This window comes from Pseudarthrobacter sp. Pseusp20, from assembly GCF_059492155.1.
Window position 1 is genome coordinate 848,074 of the sequence record NZ_CP168521.1, and the last position, 21,736, is coordinate 869,809.

General features: G+C 69.5%; 17 protein-coding genes. 10 read left to right on the forward strand and 7 right to left on the reverse strand.

The window, feature by feature from the left end; all coding sequences use genetic code 11:
• Window positions 1–39 precede the first annotated feature (39 nt).
• Window positions 40–1,668, forward strand: a complete 1,629-nt coding sequence (locus tag ACEN9K_RS04155) for a glycoside hydrolase family 32 protein (protein ID WP_495635222.1) — start codon at window positions 40–42, stop codon at window positions 1,666–1,668.
• Here the strand turns inward: ACEN9K_RS04155 and ACEN9K_RS04160 are convergent.
• A complete protein-coding gene (locus tag ACEN9K_RS04160; protein ID WP_495635223.1) occupies window positions 1,665–2,963 on the reverse strand; it encodes a glycoside hydrolase family 76 protein in 1,299 nt (432 codons plus the stop codon). The two genes, ACEN9K_RS04155 and ACEN9K_RS04160, sit on opposite strands and share 4 nt — an antisense overlap.
• Before the next feature lie 124 nt (window positions 2,964–3,087).
• Between ACEN9K_RS04160 and ACEN9K_RS04165 the strand changes: the two genes are divergently transcribed.
• Together ACEN9K_RS04165 and ACEN9K_RS04170 are read left to right on the forward strand one after the other, a co-directional pair.
• A complete protein-coding gene (locus ACEN9K_RS04165; protein ID WP_056392160.1) occupies window positions 3,088–3,882 on the forward strand; it encodes an SDR family NAD(P)-dependent oxidoreductase in 795 nt (264 codons plus the stop codon).
• Window positions 3,879–5,084, forward strand: a complete 1,206-nt coding sequence (locus tag ACEN9K_RS04170; RefSeq protein ID WP_134165143.1) for an acyl-CoA dehydrogenase family protein — start codon at window positions 3,879–3,881, stop codon at window positions 5,082–5,084. The genes ACEN9K_RS04165 and ACEN9K_RS04170 overlap by 4 nt, the downstream gene beginning before the upstream one ends.
• On the opposite strand, the gene ACEN9K_RS04175 is transcribed toward ACEN9K_RS04170, so the two are convergent.
• Window positions 5,081–5,941 (reverse strand): DUF1684 domain-containing protein, encoded by an 861-nt coding sequence (locus tag ACEN9K_RS04175; protein ID WP_495635224.1) that lies wholly within the window; start codon window positions 5,939–5,941, stop codon window positions 5,081–5,083. The genes ACEN9K_RS04170 and ACEN9K_RS04175 overlap by 4 nt on opposite strands.
• A gap of 132 nt (window positions 5,942–6,073) precedes the next feature.
• Between ACEN9K_RS04175 and ACEN9K_RS04180 the strand changes: the two genes are divergently transcribed.
• The 3 genes from ACEN9K_RS04180 to ACEN9K_RS04190 all read left to right on the forward strand — a co-directional run bounded on the left by ACEN9K_RS04180 (window position 6,074) and on the right by ACEN9K_RS04190 (window position 9,964).
• Window positions 6,074–6,613, forward strand: a complete 540-nt coding sequence (locus tag ACEN9K_RS04180; protein ID WP_018770836.1) for a hypothetical protein — start codon at window positions 6,074–6,076, stop codon at window positions 6,611–6,613.
• A 113-nt stretch (window positions 6,614–6,726) separates the two neighbouring features.
• Complete coding sequence (ppc, locus tag ACEN9K_RS04185) at window positions 6,727–9,534, forward strand: phosphoenolpyruvate carboxylase (RefSeq protein ID WP_134165142.1); 2,808 nt, start codon at window positions 6,727–6,729, stop codon at window positions 9,532–9,534.
• 124 nt (window positions 9,535–9,658) lie between these two features.
• Window positions 9,659–9,964 (forward strand): hypothetical protein, encoded by a 306-nt coding sequence (locus ACEN9K_RS04190; protein ID WP_056392155.1) that lies wholly within the window; start codon window positions 9,659–9,661, stop codon window positions 9,962–9,964.
• Here ACEN9K_RS04190 and ACEN9K_RS04195 read toward each other — a convergent pair.
• Window positions 9,961–10,620, reverse strand: a complete 660-nt coding sequence (locus tag ACEN9K_RS04195; RefSeq protein WP_018770839.1) for a DedA family protein — start codon at window positions 10,618–10,620, stop codon at window positions 9,961–9,963. The genes ACEN9K_RS04190 and ACEN9K_RS04195 overlap by 4 nt on opposite strands.
• Here ACEN9K_RS04195 and ACEN9K_RS04200 point away from each other — a divergent pair.
• The gene (locus ACEN9K_RS04200; protein ID WP_056392153.1) at window positions 10,619–11,149 is read left to right on the forward strand and encodes an O-acetyl-ADP-ribose deacetylase; all 531 of its coding nucleotides are present in this window, start codon (window positions 10,619–10,621) and stop codon (window positions 11,147–11,149) included. The two genes, ACEN9K_RS04195 and ACEN9K_RS04200, sit on opposite strands and share 2 nt — an antisense overlap.
• Here the strand turns inward: ACEN9K_RS04200 and ACEN9K_RS04205 are convergent.
• On the reverse strand, window positions 11,121–12,095 hold the full coding sequence (locus ACEN9K_RS04205; RefSeq protein ID WP_495635677.1) for an RluA family pseudouridine synthase: 975 nt from the start codon (window positions 12,093–12,095) through the stop codon (window positions 11,121–11,123). The genes ACEN9K_RS04200 and ACEN9K_RS04205 overlap by 29 nt on opposite strands.
• Before the next feature lie 110 nt (window positions 12,096–12,205).
• Between ACEN9K_RS04205 and ACEN9K_RS04210 the strand changes: the two genes are divergently transcribed.
• Entirely contained in the window at window positions 12,206–12,844 is a 639-nt protein-coding gene (locus ACEN9K_RS04210; protein ID WP_495635225.1) for a helix-turn-helix domain-containing protein, read from the forward strand.
• Complete coding sequence (locus ACEN9K_RS04215) at window positions 12,841–13,533, forward strand: SRPBCC family protein (protein WP_488315101.1); 693 nt, start codon at window positions 12,841–12,843, stop codon at window positions 13,531–13,533. The genes ACEN9K_RS04210 and ACEN9K_RS04215 overlap by 4 nt, the downstream gene beginning before the upstream one ends.
• A gap of 117 nt (window positions 13,534–13,650) precedes the next feature.
• Here ACEN9K_RS04215 and yczR read toward each other — a convergent pair whose 3' ends face one another.
• Window positions 13,651–15,132, reverse strand: coding sequence for a MocR-like transcription factor YczR (gene yczR, locus ACEN9K_RS04220; protein ID WP_478222372.1), 1,482 nt, complete (start codon window positions 15,130–15,132; stop codon window positions 13,651–13,653).
• Window positions 15,133–15,193: 61 nt separating this feature from the next.
• Here yczR and yczE point away from each other — a divergent pair, with 61 nt between their 5' ends.
• The gene (gene yczE / locus ACEN9K_RS04225; RefSeq protein WP_018770845.1) at window positions 15,194–15,829 is read left to right on the forward strand and encodes a membrane protein YczE; all 636 of its coding nucleotides are present in this window, start codon (window positions 15,194–15,196) and stop codon (window positions 15,827–15,829) included.
• A gap of 22 nt (window positions 15,830–15,851) precedes the next feature.
• Here the strand turns inward: yczE and ACEN9K_RS04230 are convergent, their stop codons facing one another.
• Together ACEN9K_RS04230 and ACEN9K_RS04235 are read right to left on the reverse strand one after the other, a co-directional pair.
• Window positions 15,852–16,682, reverse strand: a complete 831-nt coding sequence (locus tag ACEN9K_RS04230) for an Fpg/Nei family DNA glycosylase (RefSeq protein ID WP_223993778.1) — start codon at window positions 16,680–16,682, stop codon at window positions 15,852–15,854.
• A complete protein-coding gene (locus ACEN9K_RS04235) occupies window positions 16,675–21,696 on the reverse strand; it encodes an ATP-dependent helicase (RefSeq protein WP_495635226.1) in 5,022 nt (1,673 codons plus the stop codon). Before ACEN9K_RS04235 ends, ACEN9K_RS04230 begins: the two co-directional genes overlap by 8 nt.
• Window positions 21,697–21,736: the final 40 nt, after the last annotated feature.

Sequence of the window (21,736 nt, forward strand, 5' to 3'; positions counted from 1 at the left end):
GGGACGGCACTTGTGCGTTCAGCGACGGATTGACACGACATGCCATCCACCTTTTTCAGAACCGCGTTTGCAGCCCTTCGGCGGCGGCCCCTCCTGTGGTCCGTGGTGGCCGCGGTTGCAGCCCTGGCCCTGGCCGGTTCGCTGGTGCTCGTGGGAAATGCCCAGCGTGACGACAGCCGGCCGGCCGGGCAGCCCACGGCCGCACCCACGGCTGCAGATCCCGGCTACCGCCCCGCCTACCACCTCAGCCCGGACCAGCGCTGGATGAACGATCCCCAGCGGCCCTTCCTCCTGGACGGCGTCTGGCACTATTACTACCTCTACAACGCTGACTACCCGGACGGAAACGGCACCGAGTGGTTCCACGCCACCAGCACGGACCTGGTGCACTGGAAGAACGAGGGCGTGGCCATCCAGAAGTTCCGCAATGGCCTGGGCGACATCGAGACCGGATCCGCGGTGGTGGACACCGAGGGGACGGCCGGGTTCGGCAAGGGGGCGGTGGTCGCCGTCCTCACCCAGCAGCACGACGGCGTCCAGCGCCAGTCCCTGTTCTACTCCACGGACAAGGGCTACAGCTTCCAAAGCTACGGGCAAAACCCCGTGATGGAGAACCCCGGCGCCGAGCACTGGCGGGATCCGCGCATCGTCCGGGACGACGCCAACAACCAGTGGCTGATGCTGCTTGCCGAGGGTTCCAAGATCGGCTTCTACACCTCGAAGGACCTGTTGCAATGGACCTATGTGTCGGGTTTCCAGAAGGACGGGCTGGGCATCCTGGAGTGCCCGGACTTCTTCCAAATGGATGTCGACGGCGACCCCGCCAAGCGCACCTGGGTCCTGGCGGCGAGCGCCAACGGCTCCGCCGAGGGCCGCAGCACGGGGCTGGCCTACTGGACCGGCGGCTTTGACGGCAAGGCCTTCACCCCCGAGGGCAGCCATCAGTGGCTCGACGGCGGCCCGGACTTCTACGCGGCCGTCACCTGGGAGGATCCGCGCCTGGACGACGGCCGGCGGACGGCCTCCCGGCACGCCATCGGCTGGATGAACAACTGGGCCTACGCCCGGCAGCTGCCCACAAAGGACTGGCAGGGGGCCGCCTCGGTGGTGCGGGACATCAGCCTCACCTCCGAGGGCGGCCGCCCGGTGCTGGCGTCATCGCCCACCGCCGGGCTCCGGTCGCTGGAGGGGGACCCGGCGCACCTGCAGGCCGGCAGCATCGGGGACGGGCAGCCGCTGCCGGTTCCCGAGGGCGGCGCCTTCAAGGTCGACGTCGAACTGGAGAAACCCGGGAACGGGACCGGTGAAGCCCGGCTGCTCCTGCAAAGCGGCGGGAGCACCTACGCCACCATTGGCTACGACTTCACTGCCGGGCGGGCCTATGTGGCCCGCGACGGTGACACGGTGGCAGGCGGCCAACGGAAGGCCGCCGACCCGGCAGCCGACACCGAGTACCGGCAGCCGCGTTCCGTCCAGGTCCGGCCCACGGGGGACACGGTGCACCTCACGGCATACGTGGACCGCTCATCGATCGAGGTCTTCGTCGGCGGGCAGTCCCTGACCTCCCTGGTGTTTCCGCCCGCGGGCCCCAGGGAGGCCCGCCTGGCGGCCGACGGCGGGGTGCTGCTTGGGGCCGGCACCGTCACGCCCCTGGCCGGCATCCGTTAGCCAGCGGTTGGCGCGCTGCCGTCGGGACTTGCCGCGGTGACTGCCGCGGCAACTGCCGCGGCAGCCTCCAGCGTCATCCACGCCTGCAGCTGCGTGGAAAGCTCGACGGCGGCGCCCGGGGGATACGCCTCAGCGGCCGGGTGGGCGGCATGGATGGAGAAGATGCTGGTGCCTTCAAGCCGTGCCCTGGCCTCCCCGGCGCCGACGGAGCGCCGGCCGGACCAGAACGCCTCCGCGGTGTCCGTCACCAGCCGGGCAGCCGTGGCACGGGTGGCTGCGGGCAGCCGGGTGTCGGCTGCCGCGAGCGCCAGGTAGCGGCAGAGGATCCCGGTGAAGAGGCCGCCGTCGCCCGTTCCTTCGCACCGGAGCACTGGGCTGTCCACGGCCGTGAGCTTCATGTTTACCGCGTCCACCAGGGCTGCCGCCCGTGCGAGGTTGGCGTCGCCGCCCAGTTCCAGGAGGGCCCCCAGCACGGGACCCTGGTTGTAGGTGTACACGGCGCGTTCCACCACCACGCCGCCGGCGGGGTCCGGGCGCACACCGTCCAGGTACAGGCCCTGGTCCCGGTCGAAGAGGGTGGCGTCCAGCCAGTCCAGCAGCGCCTGCGCCTTGCCGCGCTGCCCGGTGCGGGCGTAGAACAACGCCACGGGGGCCGTGGCAGGGGTGTTCTTGAAGTCCCGCTTCTTGCTCCAGAACGTGCCGCCGCCCAGGTCATCGGTGCATGCGGCGTCGAACTGCAGCGTCAGCGATGCGCGGACCGTGGCGTTGCGGCGGCGGCCGGGGCGCCGTGTCTCCTCAGCCAGCCCGTCCAGCCTCAGCGTTGCCAGCGCCAGCCACGCCATGTCGTCGTAGTAGCTGTTCACGAAGGTCAGGGCGTTGCGCAGCCTGATGCCGGTGACCAGGCGCGAGGCCAGGCGTCCGGCGCTGGGCCGGTCCGGGCCGTTGAACCGGGCCGCGGGGGTGGCTCCGCCGCCCAGCTCCCGCCAGCCGGTATCCACCAGGCAGTCCACGTAATGGGCCTGCCACCAGTAGTGCCACGGGAGGACCAGGCCCGCGGCCGGCCGGACGCGCCGGAGCGCCGCGAGCCACCGTCCCAGCCGCCGGCCGCCGGGCTCCTGTCCCTGCTCCGCCGCAGGCTGGTCCTGCCCCGCCGGGTGCTTGCCCTGCCACAGCACGGCGCCCAGGTGGGTTCCGGGCAGCAACAGCAGTTTCCGGCCGAACAGCGTGGTCACCGACTGGGCCGCGTGGTTCGCCCTGTCCTGCCAGGCGGTCAAGGAGGTGCTGCTGGAGGTCATGCCGTCCACCCTAACGGGGCACACGCAGCCCGGGCGCGTGCGGCGGTGGCGCATTTCAGTTAACATTCATTAACTGTTGCTCGAGGCCGCGCCGCGGCATGGGGACACGCATCAAGGAGGATGTATGGACATCAAGGGCTGCGTCGCACTGGTGACAGGCGGTGCCTCCGGGCTGGGAGCTGCCACGGCGCGGAGGTTGTTCGACGGCGGGGCCTCCGTAGTGCTCGTTGACCTCCCGTCCTCCAACGGGCAGGCAGCCGCGGACGAACTCAACGGCCGGGCCGAAGCCGGCCAGTCCGCCGTCTTCGCCCCCGCTGACGTGACCAGCGAGGCGGACGTGCGGGCCGCCGTCGGGACCGCCGCAGGGATGGGGCCGCTCCGGATCGTGGTGAACTGCGCCGGGATCGCCACCCCCGGAAAGGTCCTGGGACGCGACGGCGTGCTGCCGCTGGAAACGTTCAGCCGTGTCATCCAGGTGAACCTGATCGGCACCTTCAACGTCCTGCGGCTGGCGGCCGAGGCGATGGTGGCCACCGAGCCTGCCGTCACCGCGCTGGGCGGCCCGGAGCGCGGCGTCATCATCAACACCGCCTCCGTGGCGGCCTTTGAAGGGCAGATCGGCCAGCCTGCATATTCCGCGTCCAAGGGGGCGGTGGCCGCCATGACGCTGCCCATCGCGCGGGAGCTGGCGCGCTCGCTGGTCCGCGTGGTCACCATTGCGCCGGGAATCTTCGAGACCCCCATGATGGCCGGCTTGCCCCGGGAGGCCCAGGACTCGCTGGGCGCCCAGGTTCCGCACCCGTCCCGGCTGGGCAAGCCGGCGGAGTACGCCAGCCTGGTGGCGCACATCGTGGACAACGCCATGCTGAACGGCGAAACCATCCGCCTTGACGGTGCCATCCGGATGGGGCCGAAATGAGCGCGCCTGACGTGTCACAGCTGCCCGCGGCGGACTTCTTCGCCGTCGAATCCCTGCTGGGCCAGGCCGAGAGGAACAAGCTGGCCGAGCTGCGGGACTTTTTGGCCGCCGAAGTGGCGCCGTACGCCGGGGACTGGTGGAACAAGGCCGAGTTCCCCGCCCACATCCTGCCCAAGCTGGCTGCGCTGGAACTGAGCACGCCCGCCCACCGCGGCTACAGCCACCTGTTCGCCGGGCTGGTCATTGCGGAGATGACCCGGGTGGACACCTCCATCGCCACCTTCTTCCTGGTCCACCACGATCTCTTCGTTGAGTCCCTGCACACCTTCGGCAGCGAGGACCAGAAGCAGCGGCTGCTGGCTGACGCCTCGGAGCTGCGCACCACGGGCGCCTTCGCCCTCACCGAACCCCTGCACGGGTCCGACGTGGCGGGCGGCATGGAGACGCGGGCACGGCGGATATCGTCCAGCACCGGGGAGCCGGACGACGGCGGCGACACCTGGGTGCTCAACGGCGCCAAGCGGTGGATCGGCAACGGGACATTCTGCGACTACATGCTGGTGTGGGCACGGGACGAGGGGGACGGTTCCGTGCGGGGCTTCGTCGTGGACGCCACCCTGCCGGGGGTAAGCCGGAGCAGGATCGAGAACAAGATCGCGCTGCGCACTGTCCAGAACGCGGACATCGTGTTCCGGGAGGTCCGGGTACCGGAGGCGGACCGCTTCAGCGGGATCAACAGCTTCGAGGACACCAAGGAACTGCTGCGCAGCTCGCGGATCATGGTGGCCTGGCAGACGGTGGGCCAGCAGCTGGCGGCGTTCGACGTCGCCCGGCAGTACGCCGTGGAACGCGAGCAGTTCGGCCGCCCGCTGGCACACTTCCAGCTGATCCAGCAGCAGCTGGTGACCATGCTGGGCAACGCCGTGGCCAGCATGGCCATGATGGCCGGGATCGCCAGGCTGCAGGACCAGGGTGCTGCCGACATGCCGCAGGTGGCGCTGGCCAAGTCCTACCTGAGTGCCAGGATGCGGGAAACCGTGGCGCTGGGCCGTTCCATCCTGGGCGGAAACGGCATCGTCACCGATTACCGGATGGCCAAGATCTTCGCCGACGCCGAGGCCATCTACACCTACGAGGGATCGTTCGAGGTGAACACCCTGATCGTGGGCCGGGCCATCACCGGGATCTCCGCCATCTCCTAGGCAGGGTACGGCTGCTTCTCGCCTGCCTCCACCCGGATGTCCAGGCTGTTGTTCCTCACCGGCATGGGGCAGGTGCCGTAGGGCGTGAAGGCGCTGGGGTAGTTGATGGCCCGGTTGAAGTCCAGCACCACGGTCGCCCTGCCCGAGGCATCGTGCCGGGGCCTGGGCATGGAGAGTTTCCGCCATTCGTCGGTGGTGTCGCCGTTGGTCTCGTCATGGAACGTGACGGTCAGGGCGCCGAGCTTCTCTTCCTCCGCCTGGAGCCGGAACTCATGGTTGCTGCCGGGCAGCCTGAACACCACTTCCCCCACGCTGCGGTGCACGCCGTCCACCAGGGGGTTCGCGGTGCTGATCGGCACGTCCACCGGGGCCGGGTAGGGCTCAAACCGGCCCGCCACCTCCCAGTCCGGGTTGTACGGGTAGGTGGGGACGCCGTCAAACCCGGTGAAGGCCGGAGATGCAGAGTCCCGGGTGCGGATGGCGTACCGCCCGCCGCGCATGGCCAGTTCCACCACCACCTGGTCCCCATTGGGGCCGCCGAACTGCACCCACATCAGCGACTCCTCGTCCGCCAGGACGGCGGACACCGTGCCGTCCACCTTTTCCCCCGTCTCCACCAGCGTGAGCCCGTCCGGCGGAGCAGCGGTGAGGAACGCCGCGGTGCCTCCGGGGTCCGTGGACCACAGGCCCGGGGCCAGGTCGACGGCGGCGGGGGCGTCTTCGAGCCACTGGAACGAGGTGAGGGTGAGCCAGCCGTGCGGCGCTGCCAGGGCTTTGTCCCGGCTGGTGCGGAAGCGCTGCCAGCGCTCGACCTTGGCGGCAGGGGCGTTAGCGGGGGTGGCTGGGGTGGTGGCCATGGTTCCTTCCGGTTGCGTTGCCCCCGCTACAACCGCAGGCATGGACGGTTCATTCCGCCGGACGGACGCCGGCAACCCGCTGGGCATCCCGGATTCCAGTTGCACGGTGGTCCGCCGGGGTTGAATGGAGGGGTGGACATCCTTGCCGGAGTGAATCGGGAGTGGCTGGCGGCGCTTACGTGGCTGGCGGCGCTGGTTGCCGGCGCCATGGTGCTGGCATGGCGACGCAGGCGGGCCGACCTCGCCGCGCTCGCCGCCGTCGTCGTCTTCATGGCAGCCAATGTTGGCGCCGGCATCTACGTCCTGAACCACCTGGCGGACGGGCGCTGGGGCGGGGACGCGCAAGCCAAGCTCGTTCCGCCGCCGCTTTCCGGGACGCCGGTGGTGGGCCGGTTCCTGGAGCCGCTTGATGGGGCCCTGGCGGGCATGGCCGGCGGGGTCAACGACTTCATCGACTTCCGCGCTGCGCTGCCTGTGGCCCTGGACTTCTTCGCAGCCGCCGGCTGGGCCCTGGCCGTTTCGGTGCCGGTGGGGCTGGCGGCCGCCGCCGTCCAGGCGGGGAGGGCCCGCCGTCGTAAGGCTGACGATGCCGCCTGGCGCAGCGAGGTGGAGCAGCTCCGCGTGGAACTGGACGCCGTGAAGCGCCATGTGGGGTACCGCGACATCTTTTGAGACGGATTCCACTGCTGCACCGCACCGGGGGTAGCATCTTTAGCTAGTAACGTGGCTCACAGTATCCAGCGCAGTGTACGAGCCAAGTCCATAACCCTCGAAAGATTGCTTCAATGGCACACACTGCAACAGCGCCCGAAACAGATCTCGCCTCCGAACTGCGCGCGGACGTCCGCCGCGTTTCCACCCTTCTGGGGGAATCGCTGGTCCGCCAGCACGGACCCGAACTCCTGGACCTGGTGGAGCAGGTCCGGCTCCTGACCAAGGAATCCAAGGAAGCAGCCCGCGGCGGTGCACATGCCACCGGCCCCTGGAGCGCGCACGACGTCGTTGCCCAGGTCCGTGAACTGCTCGGATCCCTGCCCATCGAGCAGGCAACCGACCTGGTGCGCGCCTTCGCGTTCTACTTCCACCTGGCCAACGCCGCCGAGCAGGTCCACCGCGTTCGCGGCCTGCGGACCCGGGCCGAGAAGGACGGCTGGCTGGCCAAGACCGTGGCGGAGATCGCCACCCAGGCCGGCCCCGGGGTGCTGCAGGAAGTGGTCAACGGGCTGGACGTGCGCCCCATTTTCACAGCGCACCCCACCGAGGCCTCCCGGCGCTCCGTCCTGGACAAGATCCGCAAGCTCTCCGACGTCCTGGCCCAGCCCACCGCCGAAGGGTCCACCGCACGCCGCCGGCAGGACCGGAAGCTGGCCGAGATCATTGACCAGATGTGGCAGACCGACGAGCTGCGCCAGGTTCGGCCCACCCCTGTGGATGAGGCCCGGAACGCCATCTACTACCTGGGCGGCATCCTCACCGATGCCATGCCGGAGATGCTGTCCGAGCTCTCCGAGCTCCTGGGCGAACACGGCGTCACCCTGGCGTCCAAGGACGCCCCCATCCGGTTCGGCTCCTGGATCGGCGGCGACCGCGACGGCAACCCGAATGTCACCGCCGCCGTGACCCGCGAAATCCTGCAGATCCAGAACCAGAGCGCCATCCGGATCAGCATCGGCATGATCGATGAGCTGATTTCCATCCTGTCCAACTCCACGGCACTGGCAGGCGCGGACGAGGCATTGCTGAAGTCCATCGATGAGGACCTGAAGAGGCTGCCCGGCCTGGACAAGCGGGTCCTGGAGCTGAACGCCCAGGAGCCGTACCGGCTGAAGCTCACCTGCATCAAGGCCAAGCTCATCAACACCGGCAAGCGGGTGGCCGCAAACTCCAACCACGAGCACGGCCGCGACTACAACGCAACCGATGAACTCATGGCGGACCTGCAGCTGCTGGAACTGTCGCTGCGCAACCATTCCGCCGCCCTGGCCGCGGACGGGTCCCTGGCCCGCGTCCGCCGCGCCATCGCCTCCTTCGGCCTGCACCTGGCCACCCTGGACATCCGCGAACACGCGGACCACCACCACGACGCCGTGGGGCAGCTGATGGACCGGATCGGCGGCCCGGGGCTCCGCTACGCCGAACTGAGCCGCGAGGAACGCTTCGAGGTCCTGGGCTCCGAGCTGGCCTCCCGCCGCCCGCTGTCCGGCCACCCGATCAAGCTCGACGGCGCCGCGGACGGAACCTATGACGTCTTCCGCGAGATCCGCCGAGCCCTGCGCATGTACGGCCCGGACGTCATCGAGACCTACATCATCTCCATGACCCGCGGCGCCGACGACGTCCTGGCCGCCGCCGTGCTGGCCCGCGAAGCCGGCCTGGTGAACCTTTTTGGCGACAAGCCCTACGCCAAGCTCGGCTTCGCGCCGCTGCTGGAGACCGTCGAGGAGCTGCGCGCCTCGGCCGAGATCGTGGACCAGCTGCTGTCCGACCCCTCCTACCGCGAACTGGTGCGGCTGCGCGGGGACATCCAGGAAGTGATGCTGGGCTACTCGGACTCCAACAAGGAATCCGGCGTGATGACCAGCCAGTGGGAGATCCACAAGACCCAGCGCAAACTGCGCGACGTGGCCGCCAAGCACGGGGTGCGTGTCCGCCTGTTCCACGGCCGCGGCGGCTCCGTGGGCCGCGGCGGCGGGCCCACCTACGACGCCATCCTTGCCCAGCCGAACGGCGTCCTGGAAGGCGAAATCAAGTTCACCGAGCAGGGCGAAGTCATCTCCGACAAGTACTCCCTGCCCGAGCTTGCCCGGGAAAACCTGGAGCTGTCCCTCGCCGCGGTGCTGCAGGGTTCGGCCCTGCACCGCGATCCGCGGACCTCGGAGGACCAGCGCGAGCGTTACGGGCACGTCATGGAGGCCATCTCGGATGCCGCCTTCGACCGCTACCGCAAGCTGATCGACCACCCGGACCTGCCCGCCTACTTCATGGCCTCCACGCCCGTGGAGCAGCTGGGTTCCCTCAACATCGGCTCCCGCCCCTCCAAGCGCCCCGACTCCGGCGCCGGACTCGGCGGCCTGCGCGCCATCCCCTGGGTGTTCGGCTGGACCCAGTCGCGCCAGATTGTGCCCGGCTGGTTCGGCGTCGGTTCCGGGCTCAAGGCCGCCCGCGAGGCCGGACATTCCGCCCAGCTGGTGGAGATGATGGACCACTGGCACTTCTTCCGCTCGGTGCTGTCCAACGTGGAAATGACGCTCGCCAAAACGGACATGGACATCGCCGGCTACTACGTGGCCACCCTGGTCCCGGAGGAGCTGCACCACCTGTTCCGGAGCATCCGGGACGAGTATGAGCTCACCGTTGCCGAGGTCCGGAAGCTGACCGGCGAGAACCTGCTCCTGGACGCGCAGCCCACGCTGAAGCGCTCGCTGGAAATCCGCGACCAGTACCTGGACCCCATCAGCTACCTGCAGGTGGAACTCCTGCGCCGCATCCGTACCGAAGCCGGGATCAGCGGAGCGGAAATCGACGAACGCCTCCAGCGGGCCATGCTGATCACCGTCAACGGCGTGGCGGCGGGCCTCCGCAACACCGGCTAGGCACACGCCCGCTCACGTTTGGCGGCTTTCCATGGAACGCCCGCCCACCTCCCGTCCGGAAGGTGGGCGGGCGTTTCGGGTCCAGGAGCAGGATGTGAGCGGGGGTGTGGATAGGGTTGGAGGCATGCCTTCCTTCCAGACCCGCCTCAAGATCACCGGGCTGCGGCCGGGCAATCCGCCGGAGGCTGTCATGGACGCGGCCGTGGAGGCGCTGGGCACCCGCCACCACGTGGAGGCGCACCAGCTCCAGCTCGCCGGCGGCGTGCCGCAGCTGAACCTGCGCTTCCTCGTCGAAGCCAGCGGGTACAGCGGCGAGAACCGGCAGGCGGTGGAGTCGGCAGCCATGATGCGCGACGCCGTCGAACGCGTTGCGCTGACAGGCTCGCTCAGCGTGCTGCGGCGCAGCCGCGGCAAGTGGCTGCCCGTCTAGCCTGCGTCGGGGATCGGCTCGTCCTCCACCGGCGACCGGTCACCGCGCCGCCGGGTGACGATGATCCCCACGACGGCGCCGATCACCAGGCCAACGGCCACGCCGATGAGTGAGCTGGCCCAGAACGGCAGCTTGGTGGCCGAACCGGTGAAGTAGCCCAGCCCCACCAGCCAGCATGCCCACAGGACCGCCCCCAGCCCGGCGCAGAGGCTGAAGCCCCGCACGGAGACGTTCGCGATCCCGGAGGCGGCCGATGTGGCCAGCCTGCCGCCGGGGATGAACCGGGCCCCGATGATGGTGCCGTAGGTGGATGAACGGCCCGCCTTGGCCAGTCCGGCGTGGATGCCGGCGTGGACGCGGCGGCCCCATTTCCAGCGGTCCAGCACATGGCTCAGCCGCCGCCGGAAGAGCTGGAACACCACCATGTCTCCCATCCAGGAGGCCAGGGCGGCCAGGACAAGCACCAGGAACACGTTGGCCCGGCCGTCGGCGGACAGCGCGCCTCCGGTAATCACCACCATCTCCGACGGGATGGGCGGAAAAATGGCGTCGCCGATCACCACCGGGATGACCCAGAAATAAAGGGCCGCCCCCCAGCTGTCAATGCCGCCGAAGTCCATTGCCACAAGGTACCGCACTTGGGAAACTGGCGGCATGCGGATCTCGGTTCTGCAGGGCGACATTACGCAGCGGCGGGTGGACGTGGTGGTGAACGCCGCCGACCCTTCGCTGCTGGGCGGCGGGGGAGTGGACGGTGCGCTGCACCGGGCCGCCGGGCCGGAATTGCTGGCATCGTGCCGGGAGCTGCGTGTCACGGCGCTGCCGCACGGCCTGCAGACCGGGGCCGCCGTGGCCACGCCGGCGTTCCGGCTGCCGGCCCGCTGGGTGATCCATACGGTGGGACCCAACCGCCGCGCCGGACAGACCAACCGTGCGCTCCTGGTGTCCTGCTTCAGCGAAAGCCTGCGGCTGGCCGACAGGTTGGAAGCCGGGGAGCTTGCCTTCCCGGCCGTGGGGGCCGGAGCCTATGGGTGGCCGGCTGCGGCGGTGGCGCAGGCGGCGCTGGAGGCCGTTGATGGTTTCCGGGCCTCGCATCCGGCAAGCGGCCTGGAACTGGTGGAGTTCGTGCTGCACACCGCGGACGTGGAGGCGGTGTTCAGGGACGTGTTGGGGCCGCTTCGCTGAGTTCCAGGCCGCTGCGGTACTCCACCGGCCGGCCGGAGATCGGATCCACGAACCGTATGCCGCGTGCCAGCAGCTGCAGCGGTCTGGCGTAGTCGTCCGGGGCTTTGTCCAGCAGGTCCGGGTAGAAGGCGTCGTTCACGATCCCCAGCCCCAGTGAGGCCATGTGCACCCGCAGCTGGTGGGTCTTTCCGGTGTGCGGTTCCAGCCGGTACCTGGCCAGGCGCGGCCTGCCGCCGGCACCGGTGCCCGCGGCAACCGCCGCCGGGCCGCCGTCGAACGTTTCCAGCCGCTCAATCCTGGTTTCCGCGTTCGGCTCGCCGTCGATGACCTCCGCCAGCAGGTAGCTGCGGGACTTGGTCATCCGGTTGCGCACCACCACGGGAAGGTCGATGGCGGGGTACCCCTGCGCGGGCTCGGCGGCCGAGACGCACTCGTATTCCTTCTGCACCTGCCGCTTCTCAAAAAGCACCTGGTACCTGCCGCGGGTCTGCGGGTTGGTGGAGAAGAGCAGGACGCCGGCGGTCATCCGGTCCAGCCGGTGCATGGGGATCAGGTCCGGCAGGTCCAACTGGTTGCGCAGGCGCACCAGGGCCGACTCCTGGATGTACGTGCCGCCCGGGGTGGTGGGCAGGAAGTGCGGCTTGTCCACCACCAGTAGGTGGTTGTCCTGGTGGAGGATGCTGATTTCCACGGGCAGCCGCGTCTCCGGCGGCAGCGTGCGGTAGTACCAGATGAAGGTGTGGTCCTGCAGCGGAGTGGCGCGGTCCAAAGGGACGCCGCCCTCGCCAACGATCTCGCCGGCGTCGAACCTGTCCTCGATGCCCTGCGGATCGATATGTCCCCAGCGGTGCATCATGTAGTCCATTGCCGTGTCCCACGGACCCTCTTCCGGAAGGCGCAGGCGGGTGGCGTTCACGCCGTCGCGCACGGGAAGGGGGGATTGCATCACCCGCCCATTCTACCGGGGCCGCCGTGGCCCTCCTGGGCCGGGTCCAGCCGCCACCGACGATAAAAAAGTTCTTGACAATAAAAGTTGTCGGTTGCGATAGTGGAGGCATGCAGGACATCGCCGTCATCGAGGACCCGGCCACGGCCGAGGTATCCCTGGACCCTATCCGCACCCGGATCCTGCGCGAGCTGGTCCAGCCGGCTTCCGCCACGCAGCTGGCTGTCCGTGTCGGCCTGCCCCGGCAGAAGGTGAACTACCACCTCAAGGCGCTGGAGCGGCACGGGCTGGTGGAACTGGTGGAGGAACGCCGCAAGGGCAATGTGACCGAGCGGGTCCTGCAGGCCACGGCGGCGTCCTACCTCATCTCACCTATCGCGCTGAATGAGGTGTCCCCGGACCCGCGACGGTTTGCAGACCGCTTCTCCGCCTTTTGGCTGCTGGCGCTCGCGGGCCGGATGGTCCAGGAGGTGGGCAAGCTGATTGCCGGCGCCGCCGCTGCCCGGCAAAAGCTGGCTACGTTCGCCATTGATGGCGAGATCACGTTCCGCACCGCGGCGGACCGTGCAGCCTTCGCCGAGGAGCTCGGCACCGAGGTCACCCGGCTGGTGGACAAGTATCACGACGACGCCCCGTCACCACGGGGGCGGCGGCACCGGCTCGTCGTGGCGCTGCACCCGGCCCTTAAAGAAACCGGTGCCCCCACGGCAACCAACGAATCCCATCCAGGCAAGGAGCAGGACAAATGACCGACAACCGCAACTTCGAAATCGTCTACGACACGGAGCTCCCCGGCACGCCCGAGCGGGTGTGGGAAGCGGTGACCAATGGAACGCCCGCATGGATGTTCCCCACGGACCAGTGGCCGGACGTCAGGACGGTGGAGGAGTACCCGCACCACCTGGTCTCCCGGATGGACGGGCCCGACGGCTGGTTCAACCAGCTGGAACATGTGCTGGAACCGCTGGACGGCGGCCGGGCCCGGCTCCACTACGTCCACAGCGGCATCTTCGCGGACAACTGGGACCAGCAGTACGACGGCGCCAGCCGCCACACCGAGTTCTACCTGCACACGCTGGGCCAGTACCTGCAGTACTTCGACGGCAGGCCTGTGGTGTTTACGGACGTCCAGGCACCGGCGGCATCCCAGGCCCCCGATGGTTTCATCCGGCTTCGCGAAGCGCTGCGTGCCGGCGCGGCCGGGCAGGGCGCTGCGGTGGATGTGGAGCTCGACGGCGTGGGCCGGCTGACAGGCGAGGTGGACTTCTCCAATGAGCACTTCCTGGGCGTGCGCACCCCGGACGCCCTCTACCGGTTCTTCGGCCGCAACGCTTTCGGTGCCCCCGTTGGCATGACCGTGCACGACTTCAGCGGCACCGCCGATTCCGCGACCACGGCCAAGGCCTGGGGCGGTTTCCTGGAGCGCGTGTACGCGTAACTGCCCCTAACGTTCTGTGTGGCGCTCCAAATCGCCGGAACGGTGCGGGATCGCCGTACCTCTCCGGCGATTTGGCACCGTTCCGGCGATTCCGACGGCGGCCGGTCCGGGCCCGGGTCAGGCGATGGCGACGGCGGGGGCATGGGTGAGCGAGCGCCGCAGCTGGGGAGCCGAGTCCAGCTTGTCCTGGGCGGCGCGCAGCGCCAGCACCGCCGTTTCGAGCTTGTCCGGTGGAAGGGCGAACGGCACCCGCAGGTTGCGTTCGAACGCGCCGCCGATGCCGAACCGGGGTCCCGCCGCCAGCCTGACCCCGAAGTCCGGCGCGAGCACTGTCAATGCCGTGCTGATGGGCGTGGGAAGCCGGCACCAGATGGACAGGCCGCCGGCTGCACGCGTGGTGCGCCAGGTGGGCAGATGTTCGGCCAGGAGGCCGAGAAGTGCTGCCCGGTTGCCGCGGAGGGTCTCCAGCAGCGCGGGCAGCGGTTCGTCCAGGGCCCGCACCAGGTGGGCGGCGGCGAGCTGTTCCATGACGGGTCCGCCCAGGTCCAGGGTGGTGCGTGCCGCGGCAAACCGCTGGATCATCGCTTCCGAGGCCCGGATCCAGCCGGTGCGCAGGCCGCCCCAATGCGACTTGCTGAGGGATCCGATGGACACCACCGTGCTGCCGAAGGCGGCCAGTGGAGTGGTGGCGACGCCGTCCAGGTTCAGTTCACGGAGTGTCTCGTCCGCTACCAGCACGGTTCCGGCAGCGGCGGCGGCGCGGACCAGCCGCCGGCGCTGGGCGTCCGGCATGATCATGCCCGTGGGGTTGTGGAAGTCGGGGACCAGGTAGGCGAGCTTTGGCTTTTGCTGGGCCATGGCCGACTCCATGGCGGGCAGGTCCCAGCCGGACTTCGTGAAAGCCACCGGGACGGCACGGCAGCCGGCCGCCCGGATGGCATCCAGCGCGTGCGGGTAGCTGGGGTGTTCCACCATGACCCGGTCCTGCCGGCCTGCCAACGTGCGGATGATGATGGTCAGGGCATGCTGCGCGCCGGACGTCACCATGATCTGGCCTGCCTGGGTGGGCGCCCCGGCTGCCGAATACCTGTCCGCAATCGCCTGGCGCAGGGGCATTAATCCCAGGGCGTCGTAGCCGAATCCCGGCAGCAGGGCGGGAAGCTCCGTCAATGCCGCGGCGAAGGCCCGGTGCACCACCTCGCCGCTGGCAGGCAAGGCCGAATAGGCAAGGTCGATCAACCCTTCCGGTGCGGTGAGGCCAGGTGCGGTAAACGGTTCGGCCGGCCGCGGCTGCGGGCCGTAAAGCGCCCGGCCGAACGGCGTGAGTTCGGGGATGCGCGTCTTGCCGCGGCTGCCCTGGCCGCTGCTGAGGAAGCCCTGTTCCCGGAGGCTGGAGTAGGCGGCGGTAACGGTTGTCCGGCTGATGCCGAGGGCTGCCGAAAGGGACCGTTCGCTGGGCAGCGCGCTGTCCAGGGCCACACGGCCATCCAGGATCAGGAGCCGAACCACATCGGCCAGTTCCCGGTAGGCCGGGCCGGTGCCGTTGTTCCAGGTGCCAAGCAGGCGGGACAGGGCGGTGGCGCTCAAGGTGGTGGACATGTAGCCAGTATCTCAAACTGGCTATGTATTCCAATGCCAGTTGCATGGAATGGTTGTTTGCATGATGACCCGCAGACTCCTCCAGCTCTTCACCGGCCTCGCCATGTACGGCATCTCCCTGGCCATGTTCATCCGCGCCGGGCTGGGGCTGGACCCCTGGGACGTGTTCCACCAGGGGCTGGCGAACCGGACGGGTCTGAGCATCGGTGTGGTGGTCATCGCTGTGAGTTTCCTGGTGCTGCTGCTCTGGATACCGCTCCGGCAAATGCCCGGCTTCGGCACTCTCTGCAACGCGGTCCTGGTGGGCGTATTTGCGGACGTCGGCCTGGCCCTGATTCCTGCCGTACCCCACGTGGCCGGCCAGGCCGGGCTTCTTGCAGGGGCCGTCCTGGTGAACGGCGTCGCCTCAGCCTGCTACATCGGGGCCGGGTTCGGGCCGGGTGCCCGCGACGGGCTGATGACGGGACTGGCGCGCCGGACCGGGTGGTCAGTCCGGCTGTCGCGCACGCTGATTGAGGTGTCCGTGCTGGCCATCGGCTGGCTGCTGGGAGGCTCGGTGGGCGTGGGCACGGTGGTCTACGCCCTGGCCATTGGTCCGCTGGTCCACGTGCTGCTGCCGCGCTTCATGGTTCCTGCCGCCGTTCCGAAGACCGACGGCAAGGCACGGACCGCTATGGCTCCGGAGGGCTGCGCCTGACAGGACCACCTGCGCCTAAAGATCAACTGGGTACGGGCTGGCATTTCGGGCAGAAGTAGATGTCCCGCTCCTCCTCACCGTTTGGCTTGCCCAGGAGTCCGCGCTGGATGGGCGTGCCGCATTTCAGGCAGGGCTGGCGTTCCCGGCCGTACACCCAGTAGCCGGGCCTGCCTGCCATCCTGCCCACCGGCATGCCGCGGGCATTCAGGATGGTGACGCGGCGGCCGGGCCCGAGGTTCACTTCCAGAAGCTGTTTGGCATCGGTCATCAGGGTCCGCACGTCCGTGACCCCGGAAACCGGCGTGGCGGGATGCACCCCGGACAGGAAGCACGTTTCGCAGCGGTAAATGTTCCCGATGCCTGCGAGGTTCCGCTGGTCCAGCAGGGCAACCCCCACCGGCACCTCAGGGCGCGAACGGATGCGCCGTTCCGCCTCGTCCGGGTCCCAGTCCGGGCCCAGGAGGTCCGGGCCGAGGAATCCCACGATGGAGTCCTCATTGGCTGTGGCCACCACTTCCACAATGCCAAGGGAAAAGCCGACGGCGTCTGCCACGGCCGTGCGGAGCACGCACCGGGCGGTGAATCCCGGCTTCCGCCACCTTCCGCCAGGCGAATACACCTGCCAGGCGCCTTCCATCTTCAGGTGCGAGTGAATGGTCAGCCGTTTGTCCTCCGGGCTGACCACCCGCATCAGCAGGTGCTTGCCCCTGGGAACCACCTCGGCAACGGTCCAGCCGGCCAGGTTGAGGGTGGCGAACCGGGGCACGCGGAAGTCCGAGGCGAGCAGCGTCTGTCCGGCTAAAGCCTGGTGCAGCTGGCGGGCGGCCCGCCAAACCGAATCGCCCTCAGGCACGGATCCTCAATCCCTTCGGGGTGGAGTAGGCGCCGGCGGAGCTGAGGGCAGCGGCCACCGGGGTGTCCAGGATGCCGTGCCCGTTCACTTTCTCCATGATCAGCTTGTCCACCGCACCGCGGGTGACCACCCCCACCAGCGCGGCACCCGCCGCCGCCAGGACGGCCTCGTCATCGCTGAAGGCCAGCAGGGTCTTCCCGCCACGCTCGACGTACAGAACCAGCGCACCGTCCACCAGGACCACCAGCGCGCCGGCCTTCCGGCCGGGACGGTGGCCGGTTCCGGCGTCGTCCTGCAGCGCGGGCCAGGGGAGGGCCGCACCGTAGGGGTTGGCGGGATCGGTGGCGGCGAGGGCCAGGGCCACCGGTTCGGCCTTAGCCAGCTGCGTGTCTTCCGAGTAGGAGCGGAGCCGGTCCACGGTGGCCGGAACAGCGAACTGGGCGGCACCAAGATGTTCGATGAAGTACCCCCGGCGGCAGCGGCCCGCCTCCTCCAGCCGGGCCAGGACCTTGTACATCAGGCCGAAGCCACCCACGATCTGTTCGGCCATGACCGAGCCCCGGGTGACCACGCCATAGCGGTCCAGCAGGAGTTCCGCCGTGGCGCGGGCATGGATGGTGGGATCGAGTTCAGGCTCGGGAAGCGCCGACCACCGCCCGGCGGCGGTGGGCGGAGTGGCGGCACCCTGCGTTCCATACCGGCCGCCGGCCAGCCCGGGGGAGCCCATCAGGCCGGTGCCGTGGGAGCGGCCCAGCCGGCTGAGCCGCGGCGCCCTGGCACGTGGTGCCCTTGCCACCTGGCGGTGGGCCGTGTGGCCTCCCGCGATCAAGGCCCGGACCGGGGCGAACGTGTCACCGGTGATCCTGCCGGCCCATGCGAGGTCCCACAGCGCAGCCACCACCTCCTGGTCGCTCAGCACGGCGTCCATACCGCCCGCCACTTCGGTCAGCTGGCGGAAGAAATACCCGCCGCCGTTGTTCCGCAGGTGGTCCAGGAGCCGCTGGCCGGCGTCCCCCGGTTCAAACTCGGGCGATGGGTTGAGGGTCAGTTCCACCGAGTCCGCCAGGTGAAGGCTGATCCAGCCATCGTTTCCCGGGAGCGCCCCGGCCCCCGACCACAGGACTTCACCTGCAGCCATCAGTTCATCCAGCATCGCGGGCTGGTAATTGGATACCCGTGTGGCCAGCACCAGGGGCTCCCAGGCTGACGCGGGGACGGGCACCCCTGAGAGCTGGTCGATGGCGGTGATGATGCCGTCCAGGCCGCGCAGCGAGGGCTGGCCGCGGCCGCCGCCGGGAGTCCTGACATGCTGCCACGCGGGCAGGAAGCGTCCGTAGGCGGCAGCGTCCACCGGCTCCACTTCGGCACGCAGCGCGGCCAGGGAACGACGGCGGAGCTTGCGCAACACCTCGGCGTCGCACCATTCGCTGGGGATAGTGTGCGCAACGTCGGGGACGGGAGCGCTGGCGGCTTCATCGGCTGGCGGTGGTCCGGCAGGTTCGCCGGCCTCCGGCGGCGCGGTTTCGGGCGGGGTGACGTGGGGCCGGAATTCCCCCTCCACCACGCGTCCATCCGCTGCCAGGCGTTTCAGGGCCGTACCCACCACAGCCACACCGAGGCCCAGCCGGGCAGCGGCTTCGGCAGCGGTGAAGGGCCCATGGGTCCGGGCATACCGGGAGACAAGGTCGCCCAGGGGATCGGCCACCGGCTCGATGAAGGCCAGCGGAACGCCCATGGGCAGCGGAACGCCAATGGCGTCGCGGAGTCGGGCTGCATCCTCCACGGCGGCGAAGCGTTCAACCCCGCCGATGTTGACCTTGATGGCGCGGTTGGCGCGCTGGAGCGCGGCCAGGTGGGCCGCCGCCTCCTGCACGGTTGCCGCAGCCTCGACCGGCGGAGCGTCACCGGGCTCGGGCACCTGGATTGCGTCCCCTGCCGGCTGTGAACCCTGGAGCCGTGCCGCCGTTTCCCCAGCCGTCAGCGGGCCCAGCAACCGCAGGAGGTCCGCGACGCCCTCCATGCCCCGTGCACGCCGGTCAGGGGCCAGCCGCTGCAGCTCGCGTTCGGTGGCCTCGATGACTTTGGCGTCCAGGAGTTCGCGCAGTTCCACCCGGCCCAGCAGCTCGTTCAGGAGGGTGGAGTCCAGGGCCAGGGCGGCGGCCCGCCGTTCGGCGAGCGGGGAATCGCCCTCATAGAGGAACTGGGCCACGTAACCGAAGAGGAGGGACTTGGCGAACGGCGAGGGCTGTTGGGTGGTGGTCTGCAGGATCCGCAGCTCACGCCGTTCCACGGACGCGGCGATGTCCTTCAACGCCGGCAGATCGTAGACGTCCTGCAGACATTCGCGGACTGTTTCCAGCACGATGGGGAACGTGGGGTACTTCCTGGCCACGTCCAGCAGCTGGGCCGACCGCTGGCGCTGCTGCCAGAGCGGCTGGCGCTTGCCCGGGGTCTGGCGCGGCAGCAGCAGCGCACGGGCAGCGCACTCCCGGAACCTCGAGGCAAACAGGGCGCTGCCGCCCACCTCTGCCGTGACGATCTGCTCGAGTTCCTCGGGATCGAAGAGGAACAGCTCGGCGCCGGGCGGCTCGTCCTCCATCATGGGCACCCGCAGCACGATGCCGTCGTCGGCGGCCATGGCGGAGCCGTCCAGTCCGTAGCGCTGGTGCAGCCGTTGCCCCACAGCCAATGCCCAGGGCGCGTGCACCGGCATGCCGAACGGGCTGTGCAGGATCACGCGCCAGTCGCCCAGTTCGTCGTGGAACCGCTCCACCACCAGGGTGGTGTCGCTGGGGACCACCTCGGTGGCCTGCTTTTGCTCGTTGAGGTACTGGATGAGGTTGTTGGCGGCGAAGTCGTCCAGGCCGCTGGCCTTGCAGCGCTCGGTGGCAGGGCCGGCGTCGGACGCGGACAGTTCGCGGACGAAGGCGCCAAGTGCGCGGCCCAGGTCCACGGGCCGCCCCAGCGAATCGCCCTTCCAGAACGGCAGCTTGCCGGGCTGCCCGAACGCGGGGGAGACCAGGACGCGGTCGTGGGTGATGTCCTCGATCTTCCAGCTGGTGGCGCCCAGGGCAAAGACGTCCCCCACCCGGGACTCGTAGACCATTTCCTCGTCCAGCTCGCCCACGCGCCTGCCGCCCTTTGGTGCGCGCGCCGGTTTGCCGTCCCCGGAGGGGGAGGCAGCACCCTCCTGTTCGGTGCCGATGATGTAGACGCCGAACAGGCCGCGGTCCGGGATGGTGCCGCCGGACGTAACGGCCAGGCGTTGGGCTCCGGGCCGCCCCTCGATGGTGCCGGCGTTGCGGTCCCAGATGATCCGTGGCCGCAGCTCGGCGAACTCGTCGGACGGGTAGCGCCCCGCCAGGAGGTCGAGGGTCGCCTCGAATGCTGACCGGGGGAGGGAAGCAAAAGGTGCCGAGCGCCGGACGGTGCTGAACCACTCCTCCACGTCGATGCTGCCCAGGGCGGTTGCGGCAACGGTCTGCTGGGCCAGGATGTCCAGCGGATTGGCCGGGATGCTGAGCCGCTCGATCTTGCCACCCAGCATCCGCTCCACGGTGATGGCTGTGTGGACCAGGTCTGCCCGGTGCTTGGGGAAAAGGACGCCCTGGGAAATCTCGCCCACCTGGTGCCCGGCGCGTCCCACCCGCTGCAGGCCGCTGGCCACGGACGGCGGCGACTCCACCTGCACCACCAGGTCCACGGCACCCATGTCGATGCCCAGTTCCAGGGACGACGTAGCCACAACGCAGCGCAGCCGCCCGGACTTGAGGTCGTCCTCGATGAGCGCGCGCTGGTCCTTGGACACGGAACCGTGGTGGGCGCGGGCCAGGACCGGATCAGCGCCCGCGGAGCTGCCGGCCTGGGCCATCATGTGCGCAGGGGTGGCGGTTGAAGCGGGAATGCCCGACGGCGGTCCCCCCGGCGTGCCGGGCGCGCCGGCCTGCCCTTCCGGGCCGGGATCGTCCCAGCCCCCGCCGACGGCAATCAGCTGGCGTTCGGCGTAGATCTCGTTGAGCCGCGCCGTGAGGCGTTCGGCAAGCCGCCGGGAGTTGGCGAAGACGATGGTGGACTGGTTGGCCAGCACCAGGTCCACGATCTTTTCCTCCACATGCGGCCAGATGGAAGCCTGCGGCTGCAGGCCGGAAGCCGGGCCGGAGTCGAACGCCCCTGCCGCGCCCTGCAGGTCCGACATGTCCTCCACGGGCACCGATACGGTGAGGTCCCAGTTCTTCCTGGCCGGCGGGGCGACGATCTCCACGGGGGCTGAACCGGCCAGGAACTGGGCCACCAGCTCCCGCGGCTCCACCGTGGCGGAAAGCCCGATGCGCTGCGCAGGCTTGGGCAGCAGCGCGTCCAGCCGCTCCAGGGACACGGCAAGGTGGGCCCCGCGCTTGGTCCCGGCCACGGCGTGGACCTCGTCAATGATGATGGTGTCCACCTCGGCAAGGGTTTCGCGGGCCTTGGAGGTGAGCATGAGGAACAACGACTCCGGGGTGGTGATGAGGATGTCCGGCGGGTTGGTCAACAGCGTCCGGCGGTCCGCAGCGGGAGTGTCCCCGGACCGGACCCCTACCGTGATCAGCGGGGCGGGAAGTCCCAGCCGCTTTGCCGTCTGGGTGATGCCGATCAGCGGGGACCGCAGGTTCCGTTCCACGTCAACGCCCAAAGCCTTAAGGGGCGAAATGTAGAGGACACGGGTCTTGCGCTTTGGCGCCCGGGCCCGCTTGCCTTTTGCGGGCGCTTCGGCAGCGGCGGGATCAGGGGCCTGGGACGCCGAGGCGAGCAGCCTGTCCAGCGCCCAGAGGAAGGCCGCGAGGGTCTTTCCGGAGCCGGTGGGGGCCACCACCAGCGCATGCGATCCTGAGGAGATGGCGTTCCAGGCCCCGGCCTGCGCAGGAGTCGGCTCGGAAAACGCGCCAAGGAACCAGTCCCTGGTGGGCCGGCTGAACTGGCCCATGGGGGCGGCCGCACCGGAAACACTGCTGCCGGCAGGACGCTGTTCCTGGTTCATGCCTCCATCATGCCGCAAGGCACTGACACCCGACTCCCGG